This window comes from Allomuricauda sp. d1 (assembly GCF_039592695.1).
GTDB lineage: Bacteria > Bacteroidota > Bacteroidia > Flavobacteriales > Flavobacteriaceae > Flagellimonas_A.
Genome location: NZ_JBBUTK010000002.1, coordinates 415,857 through 432,402 on the forward strand (window position 1 = coordinate 415,857; position 16,546 = coordinate 432,402).

At 43.9% G+C, this 16,546-nt stretch carries 19 protein-coding genes; 9 read left to right on the top strand and 10 right to left on the bottom strand.

All coding sequences use genetic code 11. The features are described from left to right. The first annotated feature begins 39 nt into the window (after positions 1-39). The 8 genes from ccoS to AAAH86_RS08995 all read left to right on the top strand — a co-directional run bounded on the left by ccoS (position 40) and on the right by AAAH86_RS08995 (position 7,826). Positions 40-231, top strand: a complete 192-nt coding sequence (gene ccoS / locus AAAH86_RS08960) for a cbb3-type cytochrome oxidase assembly protein CcoS (protein ID WP_343487234.1) — start codon at positions 40-42, stop codon at positions 229-231. 2 nt (positions 232-233) lie between these two features. Next, the gene (gene ccoN, locus AAAH86_RS08965) at positions 234-2,435 is read left to right on the top strand and encodes a cytochrome-c oxidase, cbb3-type subunit I (RefSeq protein WP_343487235.1); all 2,202 of its coding nucleotides are present in this window, start codon (positions 234-236) and stop codon (positions 2,433-2,435) included. 3 nt (positions 2,436-2,438) lie between these two features. Continuing rightward, complete coding sequence (locus AAAH86_RS08970; protein WP_343487236.1) at positions 2,439-2,615, top strand: CcoQ/FixQ family Cbb3-type cytochrome c oxidase assembly chaperone; 177 nt, start codon at positions 2,439-2,441, stop codon at positions 2,613-2,615. Positions 2,616-2,626: 11 nt separating this feature from the next. Beyond that, positions 2,627-3,619: a cbb3-type cytochrome c oxidase N-terminal domain-containing protein gene (locus AAAH86_RS08975; protein ID WP_343487237.1), complete on the top strand. Its 993-nt coding sequence runs from the start codon at positions 2,627-2,629 to the stop codon at positions 3,617-3,619. Positions 3,620-3,690: 71 nt separating this feature from the next. Beyond that, positions 3,691-5,109, top strand: coding sequence for a cytochrome c oxidase accessory protein CcoG (ccoG, locus tag AAAH86_RS08980; RefSeq protein WP_343487238.1), 1,419 nt, complete (start codon positions 3,691-3,693; stop codon positions 5,107-5,109). A 98-nt stretch (positions 5,110-5,207) separates the two neighbouring features. Next, the gene (locus AAAH86_RS08985) at positions 5,208-5,654 is read left to right on the top strand and encodes a FixH family protein (protein ID WP_343487239.1); all 447 of its coding nucleotides are present in this window, start codon (positions 5,208-5,210) and stop codon (positions 5,652-5,654) included. 35 nt (positions 5,655-5,689) lie between these two features. Then, the gene (locus tag AAAH86_RS08990) at positions 5,690-6,400 is read left to right on the top strand and encodes a sulfite exporter TauE/SafE family protein (protein WP_343487240.1); all 711 of its coding nucleotides are present in this window, start codon (positions 5,690-5,692) and stop codon (positions 6,398-6,400) included. Between the two features lie 157 nt (positions 6,401-6,557). Next, positions 6,558-7,826: an acetyl-CoA hydrolase/transferase C-terminal domain-containing protein gene (locus tag AAAH86_RS08995; RefSeq protein WP_343487241.1), complete on the top strand. Its 1,269-nt coding sequence runs from the start codon at positions 6,558-6,560 to the stop codon at positions 7,824-7,826. A 97-nt stretch (positions 7,827-7,923) separates the two neighbouring features. Here AAAH86_RS08995 and AAAH86_RS09000 read toward each other — a convergent pair whose 3' ends face one another. The 10 genes from AAAH86_RS09000 to AAAH86_RS09045 all read right to left on the bottom strand — a co-directional run bounded on the left by AAAH86_RS09000 (position 7,924) and on the right by AAAH86_RS09045 (position 15,956). Beyond that, on the bottom strand, positions 7,924-8,343 hold the full coding sequence (locus AAAH86_RS09000) for a CBS domain-containing protein (RefSeq protein ID WP_343487242.1): 420 nt from the start codon (positions 8,341-8,343) through the stop codon (positions 7,924-7,926). Positions 8,344-8,666: 323 nt separating this feature from the next. Continuing rightward, positions 8,667-9,449, bottom strand: a complete 783-nt coding sequence (locus AAAH86_RS09005; protein ID WP_343487243.1) for an ABC transporter permease — start codon at positions 9,447-9,449, stop codon at positions 8,667-8,669. After that, the gene (locus AAAH86_RS09010) at positions 9,442-10,149 is read right to left on the bottom strand and encodes an ABC transporter ATP-binding protein (protein ID WP_343487244.1); all 708 of its coding nucleotides are present in this window, start codon (positions 10,147-10,149) and stop codon (positions 9,442-9,444) included. The genes AAAH86_RS09005 and AAAH86_RS09010 overlap by 8 nt, the downstream gene beginning before the upstream one ends. Further along, positions 10,146-11,369 (bottom strand): nitrous oxide reductase family maturation protein NosD, encoded by a 1,224-nt coding sequence (locus tag AAAH86_RS09015; RefSeq protein ID WP_343487852.1) that lies wholly within the window; start codon positions 11,367-11,369, stop codon positions 10,146-10,148. The genes AAAH86_RS09010 and AAAH86_RS09015 overlap by 4 nt, the downstream gene beginning before the upstream one ends. A 15-nt stretch (positions 11,370-11,384) precedes the next feature. Next, a complete protein-coding gene (locus AAAH86_RS09020) occupies positions 11,385-11,684 on the bottom strand; it encodes a cupin domain-containing protein (RefSeq protein ID WP_343487246.1) in 300 nt (99 codons plus the stop codon). Positions 11,685-11,700: 16 nt separating this feature from the next. Beyond that, entirely contained in the window at positions 11,701-12,126 is a 426-nt protein-coding gene (locus tag AAAH86_RS09025; protein WP_343487247.1) for a nitrous oxide reductase accessory protein NosL, read from the bottom strand. After that, positions 12,123-12,767 carry a hypothetical protein gene (locus tag AAAH86_RS09030; protein WP_343487248.1) on the bottom strand — a complete coding sequence of 215 codons (645 nt, stop codon included), beginning with the start codon at positions 12,765-12,767 and terminating at the stop codon, positions 12,123-12,125. Before AAAH86_RS09030 ends, AAAH86_RS09025 begins: the two co-directional genes overlap by 4 nt. A gap of 95 nt (positions 12,768-12,862) precedes the next feature. Further along, a complete protein-coding gene (gene nosZ / locus AAAH86_RS09035) occupies positions 12,863-14,818 on the bottom strand; it encodes a Sec-dependent nitrous-oxide reductase (RefSeq protein WP_343487249.1) in 1,956 nt (651 codons plus the stop codon). Positions 14,819-14,850: 32 nt separating this feature from the next. Continuing rightward, positions 14,851-15,438, bottom strand: coding sequence for a fasciclin domain-containing protein (locus AAAH86_RS09040; protein ID WP_343487250.1), 588 nt, complete (start codon positions 15,436-15,438; stop codon positions 14,851-14,853). Positions 15,439-15,449: 11 nt separating this feature from the next. Continuing rightward, positions 15,450-15,956: a cytochrome c gene (locus tag AAAH86_RS09045; RefSeq protein WP_343487251.1), complete on the bottom strand. Its 507-nt coding sequence runs from the start codon at positions 15,954-15,956 to the stop codon at positions 15,450-15,452. Between the two features lie 121 nt (positions 15,957-16,077). Between AAAH86_RS09045 and AAAH86_RS09050 the strand changes: the two genes are divergently transcribed. Next, positions 16,078-16,509: an Rrf2 family transcriptional regulator gene (locus AAAH86_RS09050; RefSeq protein ID WP_343487252.1), complete on the top strand. Its 432-nt coding sequence runs from the start codon at positions 16,078-16,080 to the stop codon at positions 16,507-16,509. Positions 16,510-16,546 lie beyond the last annotated feature (37 nt).

Consider the following 16,546-nt stretch of genomic DNA (forward strand, 5'->3'; position numbering starts at 1 on the left):
ACTTAAGCGAGGTAGTTTTACCGCGAAATTCAGGCAGGTATGAGTGTTATTTATGTGTTGTTGGCAATCAGTATTGCTGTCGCAGTTTGCTTTTTTGCGGTTTTCTTGCTTTCGGTAAAAGCCGGGCAGTACGATGATGCCTATACGCCATCGGTTCGAATGTTATTCGAGGATGAGCTTGTGGAAAAATCAAAAGAAAAAAGTAATCCAACTAAAAGTGAAATCAAATAATTATGGAAGTACAACAGTTTCATTACGATAATAAAATCGTACAGAAGTTCCTGTATGCCACAATGCTTTGGGGTGTTGTGGGTATGGTCGTGGGCTTGTTGCTGGCCTTTATGTTTCTTTTTCCAAACTTAACGGATGGAATCTCATGGCTCAGTTTTGGGCGTTTACGGCCACTGCATACCAACGCGGTGATTTTTGCCTTTGTGGGCAACGCCATTTTTGCAGGGGTGTATTACTCATTGCAGCGCCTTTTAAAGGCAAGAATGTTCAGTGATGCGCTCAGCAACTTCAATTTCTGGGGTTGGCAGGCCATCATCGTTGCAGCTGCGGTAACCTTGCCGTTGGGCTACACCACTTCAAAAGAATATGCCGAGTTGGAATGGCCCATTGATATCGCCATCGCTTTGGTTTGGGTCGCTTTTGGATGGAACATGATCGGTACCATTCTCAAAAGGAGGCAACGGCACCTTTATGTAGCGGTTTGGTTTTATCTGGCCACTTTCGTCACGGTGGCGGTGCTCCATATTTTCAATAGCTTAGAGCTGCCAGTGACCGCCCTAAAAAGTTATTCGGTCTATGCCGGGGTGCAGGATGCCCTGGTACAATGGTGGTACGGGCACAATGCGGTCGCCTTCTTTTTGACAACTCCGTTTTTGGGTCTCATGTACTATTTTGTGCCAAAAGCCGCGAACAGGCCCGTGTATTCGTACCGACTTTCAATCGTTCACTTTTGGTCGTTGATTTTTATCTATATCTGGGCGGGGCCGCACCACTTGCTGTATTCATCGTTGCCCGATTGGGCACAGAACTTGGGCGTGGTATTCTCGGTAATGCTCATAGCACCTTCTTGGGGCGGTATGATCAATGGTCTCTTAACGTTACGGGGTGTATGGGATAAAGTCCGTTCAGATGCCACCCTAAAATTTATGGTAGTGGCCATCACAGGTTATGGTATGGCCACATTTGAAGGCCCCATGCTTTCCCTTAAAAATGTGAACGCGATCGCCCACTTTAGTGACTGGATTATCGCCCACGTTCATGTTGGGGCATTGGCATGGAACGGTTTCTTGACCTTTGGTATGATCTATTGGTTGGTGCCACGAATGTTCAAGACGACGTTGCACTCAAAGGGTTTGGCCAATTTCCATTTCTGGATAGGCACGCTGGGCATCGTGCTTTATGCGCTGCCGATGTATGTGGCGGGTTTCACCCAGGCTTTGATGTGGAAGGATTTTAATCCAGATGGTACATTGGTGTACGGTAACTTTTTAGAGACCGTAACACAAATCATCCCCATGTATTGGATGCGGGCCATTGGTGGTAGCCTTTTCATTGTAGGTATGCTGATTATGGTCTATAATATTATTGTCACCATCAGAAAAGGAAGTGCGGTAACAGACGAATTGGCCGAGGCTCCTGCCTTAACAAGGGTTTCAAAGCGCAGGGTCGCTGGAGAAACCTTCCACACGTGGCTGGAGCGCAGACCGGTTCAATTGACCATATTGGCAACGGTGGCCATTTTGATAGGGGGTATCATTCAGATTGTGCCCACTATTTTGGTCAAGTCCAACATTCCAACGATTACCAGTGTGAAGCCCTATACACCATTGGAGTTGGAAGGCCGCGACCTTTACATCCGTGAAGGTTGTGTCGGCTGTCATTCACAGATGATACGTCCGTTCAGAAGTGAGGTCGAACGCTATGGCGAGTATGCCAAGGCTGGCGAGTTCGTCTACGACCACCCCTTCTTGTGGGGCAGTAAGCGTACCGGCCCTGATCTTTTACGGGTCGGCGGCAAGTACTCAGACAATTGGCATTTGAACCACATGTACGACCCACAGAGCACATCGTCAGGTTCTATTATGCCTGCCTACCAATGGTTGGTCACCAGTGAGCATGACCGAAGTGGGGTCGAGGCCAAGATGGAGGCCATGGTCAGTCTAGGCGTGCCTTACACTGAAGAAGATATTGCGAATGCCCAACGGTCTATGGCCGAACAGGCAGAGCAAATTGAGAAAAATCTGTACACAGATCCCGAGTTTGCCAGAACCTATGAGGCCGATAAGAAGTATGCCCAAGAAAATGGTGAGCAATTCGTAGAAATGCGAGACCGTGAAATTGTTGCTCTAATTGCGTACTTACAGCGCTTGGGTACCGATATCAAGGTTAAAGAAACTGAAGATTTGTTATCACAAAATAAATAGGTCATGTTGAAATTTGTAAAAAACCATATGGAAAGTATTGAGGGCGTTGCCACCTATCCGATGATATCACTGTTGATATTCTTCGTGTTCTTCGCCCTGCTCTTTTGGTGGGTGTTCACGGCGAGCAAAGCACATATCAAAGAAATGGGCGAATTGCCCTTAGATAATGATAACCAATAAACAAACATAGTATGATTTCTAGAATACCATGGTGGATTAGGGTACCTCTATTCTTCTTCATCATTTTCGGACTGATGGAATACTTCATCGATTCAGGAGATAAACCTGCTTTCATCGAATACCCCATAACACAGTTTTTCTTGTTGTTGGTGTTGCTCATGCTGATTGCAGTTGAATTGATTGTGCGCTCCATAGAGAATATCATGTTTCAGACCCTTTCGAAAGAGGCGCAAGAACGCTATCTCGCTGCCAAGAACAAAAAATGGGAATGGACGTGGGGCAAAAACCTCTACAAGCGTCTCACAAGAAGCAAGTCCATTGAACGTGAGGGCGAGATCATCCTCGACCATAACTACGATGGCATCAGGGAACTTGACAATGTGTTGCCACCATGGTGGGTCTATCTCTTTTATGCGACCATTATTTTCAGTGTGATCTATCTTGTGAGATTTCATATCGTTGGCGATTATGACCAAGAACAAGAATACCTGACGGAAATCACCTTGGCAAAGGCAGAGATAGAAGAATATAAAAAGACGGCAAAGAATCTGGTCGATGTGAATACAGTTGAGGTATTGACCGACGAGGCAGACTTGGCGGCAGGACAGAAAATTTTTACGGCGAATTGTGTGGTTTGCCACATGGCCGATGGTGGTGGTGGTATCGGCCCGAACCTTACCGACGAATACTGGATTTTGGGCGGAGGCATCAAGAATGTCTTCAATACCATATCAGAAGGTGGCCGTGATGGCAAGGGCATGGTGGCCTGGAAAAACAGCTTGAAACCTCTTGAAATGGCGCAGGTCGCCAGCTACGTTCTGAAGTTTCAGGGTACGACACCCGCTGAGCCGAAAGCTGCCGAAGGTGAAATTTGGATTGACCCCCATGCCGAGGTCGATGCCCCTGCGGTTGATTCTGTCAAGATAGAAGTTGAGGTCGACACCCTTGGCTTTAAAAAGACCATCGATGATGCGGGTACAGATATCAATATGGAAGTGCCATAATAGGGTGCGATAATAAAGGACAGTCAAAAGGTTAAAGGTAGGGGGCCGAAAAAGAAAAGAAGCGGAAGAAAATGCCACAAGACCAAGAAAATTTTAGGGATTCCATAGGAACGGTAACGGCTGAGGGAAAAAGGGCGTGGGTCTATCCTAAAAAACCTAGTGGCCGTTATTACGAATACCGCAAATATGTGAGCTACGGGCTGCTGCTTTTTCTTTTTGCATCCCCCTTTATAAAAATCAACGGCAATCAGTTCTTGATGTTCAACGTGCTTGAACGCCGTTTCAACATCTTCGGATTTCCTTTTTGGCCGCAAGATTTTCACTTGGTGGTGATTTCGATGATCATCGGGGTGATTTTCATTTCCCTTTTCACGGTGGCTTATGGCCGTATTTTCTGTGGATGGATTTGCCCCCAGACCATTTTCATGGAGATGGTCTTCCGTCGCATCGAATACTGGATCGATGGTGACCGCGGTGCCCAGATGCGATTGGATAAATCTCCATGGAATGCTAAGAAGATTCGAAAAAGGGTATTGAAATGGAGCATATTTTTCATCATTTCCTTTTTGATTGCCAATGTGTTTTTGGCGTACTTGATAGGCAGTGACAAACTCATTCGGTATATCACCGATGGTCCGTTGGCACACATGGGTACGATGATACCGTTGCTCATTTTTACAGGGGTTTTCTATTTTGTCTTTGCTTGGTTCCGTGAGCAGGTCTGCATCATTGCCTGTCCGTATGGTCGTATGCAAGGAGTGCTGTTGGATGATAAGTCCATTGTGGTAAGTTATGACCATAAAAGGGGCGAAGGTGAAAACGGGCGCAAGAAATTCCGAAAGAACGAAGACAGGGATGCGCTGGGTCATGGTGACTGCATTGACTGTTTTCAATGTGTCAATGTCTGCCCCACAGGAATCGATATCCGTAACGGCACTCAATTAGAGTGTGTGAACTGCACGGCCTGCATTGACGAGTGTGATCATATCATGGAGAGCATCAACAGACCAAAAGGGTTGATTCGTTATGCAAGTGAAGATGAGATCAACAATAAGACGAAGTTCAGGTTCACCCCCAGAATGAAGGGCTACACTGCCGTATTGACCATTCTGACAGGGGTTTTGATAGGTATGCTTTTTTTGCGAAATGAGCTTGAAGCGAATATTCTTCGCTTGCCGGGGCAGTTGTACGAGCGTAAGGAGAACAATATCATCAGTAATGTATACACCTATAAGTTGATCAATAAAACGGTAAAAGATATTGATGATGTCAATTTCAGATTATTGTCACACAAAGGAGAGATCAAAATGGTTTCGCAAGACAGTTTTGAAGTGCCTGCTGAACAACTAGCAGAGGGTACGCTGTTCATAGAAATAAACAGTGCTGCCCTAAATGGCGATAAAGACAAACTGAAGATTGGGGTGTACAGTGGTGATGAACTGATAGAGACTACGGTGACCCAATTTTTGGCGCCGCGGAGTTATAATTAGAAAATAGGTTAAAAGTTAATGATTAATAGCTCACTGACAATTGAATTCATGGATGCTTGCACTATTAGCGATTAACAAATAACCATTAACAAAACAATATGAAAATCAACTGGGGAACAGGCATCGTTTTGGCATTCATAGCCTTCATAGCCTTCATTCTATACTTTGTGGTGCGAATGAGCACAGATAATCGTGCAGACCACGATTTGGTCACTGAAGAATACTACAAGCAAGAATTGGCCTATCAAGAAGAAATCGATGCAGAAAAAAGGGCATCAATGATGAATGCCAAACTAAAGATCATCAAAACGGAAGATGGGTTGAAAGTGGTTTTCCCAGAACAGTTTGATGTTAAAGATATTACAGGTAAAGTGTCCCTTTACAGACCGTCTAACAGGCAATTGGATTTTAACTTTCCCATAAGTTTGTCCAATACATATTTGCTCATACCTGACAATCGCTTGCTGGACGGTCGCTGGGACATTACCGTAAAATGGAACTATAAAGGTAAAGTCTTTTTGCACAAAGAAAAGTTGAGTTACTGATTGAAAACAGCCTCTTTGAGGTAGAATAGGGTGTTATGTTGTTATCTGCGATCGTATTGGGTTTTTTAGGTAGTCTGCACTGCTTGGGCATGTGCGGCCCTATTGCTTTTATGCTTCCCGTGGATAGAAACAGCACATCAAAAAAACTGTCGCAACTTTTCATATACCATTTTGGACGCATACTCTCTTATTCCCTTATGGGGCTGGTTTTCGGATTGGTGGGAAAGGGGCTTTACCTTTTCGGCATGCAGCAGAAACTGTCCATCATTATTGGGGCGATCATGATCTTGTTGGTATTGGTGCCCAATCGCCATTTTAAAAAATACAGCATTGCAAAGCCCATGTACAGGCTTTTGGCAAAGATCAAATCACAATTGGGTGCAGCATTGAAGAAGCGTACACCAGATACGTTTCTGACCATTGGTTTTCTGAACGGGTTTTTACCTTGCGGCCTGGTCTATATGGCACTGTTGGGTGCCATTGCCTTGGGCAATCCGTGGCAAGGGTCGCTCTACATGGCACTGTTCGGTTTGGGAACGATTCCACTCATGACCTCGGCCGTATATTTTGGTGGCCTATTGAAAACACCCATAAAAGCAAAAGTCAGAAAGTTAGTACCTGTTTTTGTAGCAGTCATCGGGGCACTTTTTATACTTCGCGGTTTGGGTCTGGGTATTCCATATATGTCGCCAAAAGCGGTATCGACCGGTTCGGTAACGGCAGAAATTGAATGCCATCAGCCGTAAAATTCATAAATGTGGTACATCGGGCAAAATTGCTTAACGAGGGCGAATTGAAGTCTAGATATGTTTAGCATTGACTACGGTAAGCGTTATCAACTAGATTAAAAGAAAAATCAAAATGAGATTCCCGTTTACACGGGAATGACAAAAAAATAATACTATGAAAATAACATCAGCTGAAGAAGCGGTGAAATTGGTAAAATTAGGCGACCGTGTTTTTTTTCAAGGTGCGGCCATGACTCCCAATGAATTGATTGATGCGCTATGCGAGCGGCATCAAGAATTAAAAAATATAGAGGTTATTTCCATCCACACCGAAGGCAATGCCACGTACACCCAAGAACCGTACAATGACACATTTACGTTGAATTCTTGCTTTGTGGGCGGTAATGTGAGAAAGAGCGTCAATACCCCCAAGGCAGACTACATCCCCATTTTTTTGAGTGAGATACATCGGTTGTTCTACGACAGTTTACCGTTGGATGTTGCCTTTGTACAGGTTTCTCCCCCAGACAAACATGGCTATTGTTCTTTGGGGGTTTCTGTAGATGTGGCCCTGCCCGCGGTGAGAACTGCAAAAAAGATTGTGGCCCAGATCAATCCGTCGGTACCACGAACACATGGTACCGGTATTGTTCATATTGATGAGATTGCGTTCGCCTGTGAGGTGGATCGGCCCATCCACGAACACGATCCCGTTCAAATTTCAGCACTGGAGCATCAAATAGGGGGTAACGTTGCCTCTTTGATCGAAGATGGGGCCACTTTGCAAATGGGCATTGGCAGTATTCCCGATGCGGTTCTCGCCAATTTGGGAAACCATAAAGATTTGGGTATTCACACCGAAATGTTTTCTGATGGCGTGTTGCCCTTGCTGGAAAGTGGGGTGATCACTGGCAAGGAAAAAGCGGTAAAACGAGGAAAAATTGTGAGCTGTTTTGCGGTGGGCTCCAGAAAATTATATGATTTTATCGACGATAACCCAGTCTGTGATTTCAGGGATGCAGCCTATACCAACGATACGGCGAGAATCCGTAGAAATCCGAAGGTAACGGCCATCAACAGTGCCATTGAAATAGATTTGACCGGGCAAGTGTGTGCCGATACCATCGGTAGTTTTCAATTTTCAGGCGTCGGCGGGCAGATGGATTTTATACGTGGGGCATCGCTTTCCCTCGGCGGTAAACCAATTTTTGCCATGTCGTCGGTCACCAAAAAAGGGGTTTCTAAAATCACATCGATTTTAAAGCCCGGTGCTGGGGTCACCACCACACGGGCCCATGTACATTATGTGGCCACTGAACACGGCGTGGTGAATCTTTTCGGTAAAAATTTGAAACAGCGGGCGAAGGCCTTGATTTCAATTGCACATCCCGACCATCAAGAAGCATTGGAAAAAGCAGCTTATGAACGATTCAACGGAAAGTAAAAAAAAGAGGAAGCTCAACTAAAGCTTCCTCTTTTCGCAATCATCAATCTAGGTAAGGACAATCAAACCACCTAAATGGTGGCCGAATGAAATCTTCTTAATAAAGTTCTAAAAGATATCGTATCAAATCCGTGGTGGTCACAATGCCCACCAACTTTCCATCGTCGACGACGGGCAGGGCATGAAACTCTTTTTCAGCCAAAAATTCAGCTACTTCTTTTATGGTGGCCGTCGAAGGTACGCTGATGACATTTTTCGCCATGACCTGTTCAATGGTGAACATATTGTAGACCATGGTATCTACTTCTTGCTCATGCTCGTCAACGGCATCCGCAAAGCTTATTCGCATTAAATCGGTAAAGCTCAACATGCCCAAAATTCGGTCTCCGGCCGTTACCGGAATATGTCTGATGTTGTTCTTCTTAAAAAGTTCTTCAGCAGTGACCAAATCGTCTTTGGTGCTTAGGGTCACTACTTTTGTGGTCATTATCTGTGATACAGGAACGCGCTTTTTCATTAGTGATAGATTTAAATTTCTACTATTAAAGTACGTTGATATGGTGACGATAAACATGATAAATGTCAGGGTAGAAATCATTGGAATAAAAAAAGGGGAAACCCAATGATAAGTTTCCCCTTTTCAGTCGAAAGCTAGTGTTAACGAACCTAAATGGTCCGCTAAAAGTTTATGTTTTGAAAGCTCATCGCACAAGTGGTCATAAATCGGAATAATGCTACATCCGATTCTTGTGATGTGTACTTTTGATAACTAATGCTAAATTACACCTACCTCTTTGGGATTTGTATGATAAATCTCATTCTTTCGAAGAATATCAATCTTCAAAAATCTTTCTTTTTAGATTTATAGATGAGCCGTAGAATGGGAATGACTGTCCAAAGGGTGAGCATCAGAAGGGAAACAAAAAATCCAAGTCCGGTACCGAAAAACGATTTGAAAACGGCACCAGTGTATCCCAAAAGTGCAGATATGTCAAGCTTCAGAAGAATCAGGGTACGCGAGAGGTCAATGGGGTTGAACATGGTTGCCAACAACGAAAAAGTGTCCAAGGGATATTCCTCAAAAAGAATCAGCGACATTAGAAACAGGCCGTCGTAAATTACCGCCAAAAACAACCATAAGAGAACGGCGTATCCGAAGCCTTTGATCCTGTTTTCATTTGATAAGGCAATATTGAAGGATAGTGCCGTAAAGATGAGAGTCAAAAATGCCCCGACCACCAATAACAGTGAAAAATCAAAAATGGCGTCGCTTCTAAAAAGACCGTACAGCACAAATGGAATGCCCAGACCGAGTACTAAACTCAATGTTAGGGAACCTGCCACCCCCAGATATTGCCCTAGAAATATAGATGACCTTTTTATGGGCTGTGCCAACAACAGTTCTGTAAACTCTTTGGAATTGTAGTAGTACATGACCCCGAAAATGGTTCCGATCAAGGGCACCAAAACAATGATAATGTTCATCAGGGTGATGACCGCTTTTGAAACATCGTTGTTCAAAAACAAAAGCACAAACCCAAGAGCCAAGTAAAAAAGAAAGTATACATAGCTCCAACGGCTGCGCATCAAATCGTAAAAACTATACTTCAGAATCTTAAGCATGTGTGGTTTCGGCTATGGCCGCAATGGCATGTTCTACATTAGTCTGGCGGGTCTGATTTTTGAGCTTTTCAGGGCTGCCTTGAAAGTATATTTTTCCCTCAAGCAAGTATATGATCTCATCTGCAACCTCTTCGACAAACTGCATGATATGAGAGGTCACCAATAGGGTCTTGCCATTGTCTTTCTCTCTCTGCAAATGTTCCTTGAGATGTATCAGGGCAACAGGGTCAAGTCCTGTTGTGGGTTCATCAAGAATGATCAATGGACTATCGAACATCAAGGTGAGCACCAGGTTTACTTTCTGTTTGGTGCCCCCTGACAGTGTGGACAGCTTTTTGTCCAAAAAAGGTTCCAACCCAAATAGTGCTATCAAATGCATCTCATTGCTTTCGCGTTGTCTAAGGTCTTTGATCATGCGAATTAGCTCTTTCACCTTTAGGTTGTTGGGAAAGTTGGCAATCTGCGGTAGGTACTCGATTTGTTGGCGGTACTTCCATTCTCGCTTGATGGATTTGCCATTTATCAAAATATCCCCCTCATTGGGGATCACCATGCCCAGAATGGATTTGATCAACGTGGTCTTGCCCGACCCGTTGGGCCCCAAGACCGCTATGATGCCACCTGGCTCTATGGTGAGGTCAAGGTCTCTCAGCACTTCGTTCTTGCCGAATTTTTTGTGAAGATTTTTTATTTGTATCATTCGATTGGTTTCATGAGTGGAGCTGCATCCAATAAATTATCCGGGGTGAAAACGGGAGATACCTTTTCGGAAAAATCGATGACATCCATAAAAAGACTACGTAAAAGTACGATGGTCTCCGGTGTTCTGTTCACGATGTACGAAAAGAGTTTTACTGGTCTGTATGGAACATCCCCAACGCCATTTTTGTCGAGATCGTAGCCCGTGTAGCCGCTCCAATAATTCGAGACAAACGTATTGTCGTTCAATTTGCTATTGTAAGAGATGTCAAAGCTGTTGTACAAAAAGTTGTTATTTTTGAAAGTGTTGGTATAGCAGGCCCCCAGCACTTTGACGGCCCACCCGTTTCTGATAAAGTGGTTGTTCGTATAATCGATTCGGTTAGAACCCTCTATATTGATGCCAATGGTATTCTCTTCAAAGGTGTTTCCTTGAATTTCACCATCGTTGATCTCCTTCAACAACATGCCATAAGAGGCCGTGCCCCAATTTTTTCGGAACGTATTGTTCAGCATTTTGATATTCTTTGAGAACATGACCGCCACACCCGCACCATTGTTTTCAAAGGTGTTGTTGGAGTAGGTGTCGTCATTGGAAAACATGAAATGTAGCCCATACCTCAAGTTATTGGCACTGCTGTTATTGTTTATGGTGATGTTGTCAGAAAACTCAAGATAAATACCATCCCTTGTTCCTTGTACAATGTTTCGGTCTACCTGAACGTTGTTCGAGTACCACAGTTGTATGCCATTGCCAGAATTGTATTCATCCTTGGCATCACCAATTATCTTATTGTGGTATACCTTTCCATTGCTGGATTTTTCTAAATAGATGCCAAAAAAAAGCTTTTCCAAAACGACATTTTGAATGATAAAATCCTCGCTTTTTACGACACGTATCGCAGCATGGTCAGAAGTATAGCTAATGCCCACATTGATGATGAAAAGACCATCGATGGTGACATGGTCGGAAACCACCCTGATGATTTCACCTTTTTTCTCTCCATCAACAACAGGATAGTTCTCTCCTTTCAGCGTCAAAGGTTTGTCAATGATGATGTTGTACTCTTTGTACACCCCTTTTTTGACCAAAAGGGTATCATGGTCGGCTGCCAGTGAAATGCCCTTTTTTATGGAACCCACTTCGCACGTATTGCATATCGCAATGGTTTTGGCAATCGTTGTCTGAAAAAAGAAAAACGCACCAAAAAAGAATATGATATGAAGCCCCTTCACTTATCGAATGATCAAAAATTTGGAATCCTCACAGGCCTCTACCCAATGTGATTTGTTTTTGGGGAAACTGAATTGTTGCTGTTCTGTTAAAACAATGGGGCTTTCTTCAATATAAAAAGCAATGCAACCTTCCAGCACCACCAAGTGGGCATCTTCATGTGATTCGTGTGGTGGGAAAATGGCTCCCTTGGCAAGACTGATGCTGAGTATTTCAAGCTTGTTGTTCTTGACCAACTGCTTTACTTGTAGCGCATCGAAAGATTGATTTGCTATGGTGTTGTCTATTTTGATACTGTACATTTTTGTTGTTTTAAGGTTAATCGAACCGTTGCTTAAGCTCCTCCCAAGTAAATAATCTTCCTCCATGCTCATTTAAGGCTTCTTGGGCATCATCTTTATTGCTAAAGGCAGTCAAGTACTCACCCATGGGGCTTGGGATGCCTTCACTGATAAGAAAGGTTGCCTGGGTCGCATCGATAAGCTCTCCGGGGTTGTTGTAATCATTGGCCAATACAAGACCGACCGAGGTGGAATCAATTTCCTTTATATAATTGAGTATGCATTCAGAGGCATCAAAATTGAAGACCTTTCCTTTTGTTGTGACCAATTGCGCGGCATGCTGTTTATCAACGACCGTCATTTTACAGAAATGACAGCCCGTTTCTCCATAAGCTATCGGTTTTGGACGAATCGAACATGCGAAAAGAAACAAAACCGACGATATAAGCACTATTTTTTTCATGCGTGAGATAACGATTTTGTGTGTTTTGTTTTGAGGGCTCTTCTGTTTTTCCAACCCAAATAGCCGGCCAGAATGGTAAGGCACATGCCAACGAACATGAGATAAGCGCCAAGTCTTGGGTACGAATACGCATCAAAATTCAACATTTTTTGATGCCCCAAAAGTGGTGGCTTGTAGCTCATGGGTGTTCCGTCAGGATTTTGCAGTTTCATAATAGCCTTGGGGTCTAAATTGGTTCCGTAGTCGATAAGCCATGCATTGAAATCGTACATGCCCAAGACCCCCAAAATTGACATGGCCACAAACCAGCCGAAGAACCAATGGTACGATAATTTACCAAGGTATCCCAAGAATCCGATAAGGACCCCCAAGAATACCATTCCCCCTATAACCATAGGAAAAACCGAAAACTCCCACATATCTTCAGGTTTGGGCAATGTTTTCATGCCAATGTAGTGGTTGAGCCCATCAATATTTTGAATGTCAAATTCGTTTTGACCTTCCAGTCCGTTGATATAAATATTTATCCCTAAAGGATCTGGGTATTGCGGCGCGCCCAACTCAATGTTCCAAAGTGGAAATATGAACAATCCCAATAAAAAAATCGGACCAATCATCATCAGTAAACTTGCCTTCTTCATTTTATACCTACTTTAATTACTAAACCATTGTTACAATTCAAAAGAGCGGGCAGGTCCATCGACACAGCCCGCTCTTGCAGTTATTGGTTAGATAGCTACTCGCCCAATGACCATGAAAGCTCTAAGTTTGAACTAGCTGGCGATACCCTTACATATCCCTGCATTTCTTGGTGCAGCGCAGAGCAGAAATCCGTACAATAAAAAGGCCATACCCCAACTTTTTTGGGCTCCCACAAAGATGTCTTGGTCTGACCTGGCATGATCAACAGCTCTGATGTGTTCTGACCAATAATTGAAAAACCGTGGGGAACATCAAAATCTTGTTCGTGGTTCGTGATATGGAAATACACCTTATCACCCACTTTGATACCCTCAATATTGTCAGGTGTGAAGTGGCTTCGAATGGTGCTCATGTAGACATGAACTACATTTCCGTCACGTTCAACGCGGGCCTCTGATGGATTGTTGATGGCGAAGGGATGTTTGTTGTCATCCAAACGGTAAATCTTTTTAGATTTAGGTGCCAACAACTCTGCAGGGCAACCAGCGGCATAGTGGGGCTCACCATGGGTAGGAAAATCGTAGATGAGTTCCATTTTCTCGCCAGAGATATCATAGATCTGTGCTGAGTGCTCCATTTCAGGGCCTGTGGGCAAATAACGGTCTTTGGTGATCTTGTTCATGGCGACCACATATTTGCCGAATGGTTTGCGTGAATTACCACCGGGAATCATCAAGTGGCCGACAGAATAGAAGGTTGGCTTGCGATCGATGACCTCCCAGGTACCCAACTTCCATTTCACGACCTCAGAAGAGATGAAGAATGTGGTATAGGCATTTCCTTCAGCATCGAACTCGGTATGTAGGGGGCCCAATCCACCGCTCTCTACAGTCCCGGCAAGTACATCCTCAAACTTCAATATCGGGATGCCATAGGCCTCGCCATCAAATTTTTGGCCTTCGATGGCGGCAATCATCTTGTCAAAAGAATGAATGGTCAAGTCGGCGGAAAGCTTTCCATTGCCAATAATGTATTGCCCTGATGGATCAACGTCACAACCATGGGGTGATTTCGGAGTGGGCAAAAAGAATACCGCGCCCGGAACATCGGTCGGATTGACCGTGATGACTTCGTTTTTCATGGTCGACGTACCTGTATGGGTATGCTCATCATAAACGTTATGGGCATATTCCGTAGCCATTTTGGTTCCACCACCATTTTTGACATATTCCTCAATTTTTTTCCAATTGATGGCCGCGATAAAATCCTTGTCATTTTGGGAAGCATTCACTTCCTGCAAGGTATTGGCCTCTTCTGTATTGTAGGTAGTGAAGAAAAACCAACCATGGGAGTCGCCCCTGCCTGGGTGGGCCAAATCGTAATTAAAACCGGGCATTATTAACTGGAATTCCAAATTCAATCGCCCAGTATCCGGTGCGACACTGATAAAGGAAACAGCTCCCTTAAAATTGCCCTTGTATTCATTAATGGGCATGTCACGCTGTGGTACGGGTACCGAGAAACGTGTGCCCGCAACGACATACTCCGTGTTTTCTGTGATAAAAGAAGAACTGTGGTTGCCAGCACTATTGGGTACTTCGATAATTTCGGCGGTCTCAAACGTGCTCAAATCAATTCTGGCAATACGTGGTGTATTATTGCCATTGATGAAAATCCAGCGACCGTCCAATTCGCCATTGGTTTGTGAAATATCGGGGTGGTGGGCATCATCCCATGGCACAAAGCCAAAAGAGGTGTTCAACATGGGCTTGGTCTCCTCAGAGTACCCATAACCTGAAGTCGGAAATTGTGAGAATACTGGAATTTCTTTGAACATCCTTCCTGAGGGTAGACCGTACACAGTAATGTTGCCACTATATCCACCGGACATAAAGGCATAATACGAATCTTGCTCCCCAGGGGCTACATAAACTTTCTCGGCAGCGCTCGATCCCAAGGCACCATTCGCACCTTTGTCGCCACCCGTTCCACAACTTGAGAGGAGCAGTGCTCCCATCAAGGTCATCATATAAAAACGATACTTTTTCATTGTTGCTTATTTATCTTAATTCAGTTTTATTTTTATCCTTCGGATGGAGGTAGGATAACCTTGTCCACCACATGTACGATTCCGTTTCCTGCGTTCACACTGCCCAAAATTTTGGCACCACCCACATATACATCATCGCCTTTGACCTCTACCGTAGTATTCTGGTCATTGGCCTGACCCAATTTTTTGAAGTTTTTCAAAAACTCTTTGTCGTACTTACCAGGGGTGACATGGTGCTTCAAAATGTTTTGCAGCGCAGCCTTATTTTCTGGTTTCAATAAATTCTCCACTGTTCCTTCAGGAAGTGCGGCAAAGGCTTCATTGGTCGGTGCGAATACCATCAAAGGCCCGGCATTCACCAAGGCATTCTCTAAATCCGCTGCCTGAACCGCGGCGACCAAAGTGGAATGATCTGGTGAATTGATGGCAATGCTCAAGACTGTTGGAGTAGATTCATCATTTTCGATAAATGCTTGCCCTTGTTCTTTATTGGCTTCGGTATCATTGGTGATTGCTGTAGAAGAAGCCTTTTCGGTTTTGTTCGCGGTATTACAGCCCACCACTAAAAAAAGCAGTAGCAGTGGATACACCAATAATTTAAGTCGGGTTGATGCTTTCATAATATAAAGGTTTAGAGTGTTCTAAAGAATTCAAGTAACGAGCGGGTCTGCTCTACGGTGAGATTTTGGTTGGCCATGGCCGCACCGTTAAACTCTACCAAAAGGTCTTTGGCACATTGGTCTTCCTCTACCATCAGTTTGGGGTCAAGAATCATGTTCATGACCCATTCAGGGCTTCGTCTTTCCAAAATCCCTTGCATTTTTGGGCCGATGAACCGCTTGTCCGTTTTATGGCAAGCAGTGCAATTGGTCTTGAAGAGTTCGGCACCTGCTGCGGCCATTTCTTGATTGATTTCAGGGTCTAGCGTGATGTTTTTAATTTGACCGACACCCTTATTGTCTAAAGTGATGCGCTGCGAAGCGGGAACCTCGTTTGTTTCGGGCTTGCTTTCAGTGACTTTTTCAGTGGATTTTGTTCTGTTCACGCTAAAGCCCTCTTCCTTTTTTTCTTTTTTACCTCCACATGCGATGAGAAGCGAGGCAAATAAGACTGCGGATATTTTCAAGTTGATTTTCATGGATCGATATTTTAATAATTGTCCAAAAATAGGGGGGCATCTTTGCGAAAAACATGATTTTTGTCATATAAAGGATAAAAATGTCTTTTAATCTTTATCTTTCTAAAAATTTAGGCCTTCCATGCTTTCAAACTCTTCAAAATATGCCCTGAAGGGGGTTTTGTATCTGGCAGTATACGCAAGCGAATCGAACAAAATAATGGCCAAGGATATTGCAGAGCCCATAAATGCTCCGGCGTCTTATATGGCCAAGCTTTTACAGGAATTGGGCAGGCACGATATCGTTTCCTCCGTAAAAGGGCCCAACGGTGGATTTTATTTGGATGAGAAGAATATGGAGACCCAATTGATAAAGATTGTAGAGGTCATTGATGGCGAACAACGTTTGCGTTCTTGTATGTTAAGTATTCGAGAATGTGATGCCGATAATCCATGCCCTTTGCATGATCTGGTGGGTGATGCCAAGTCTTTTTTTGTTAAGAACCTTGAAGAAACAACTATTTCACAGTTGGTTTCAGATATTGAAGATGGAAAATCAACACTTCCTTTATAGTCAAATGAACAAAAAAAACCGCCAGATCAGGCGGTCT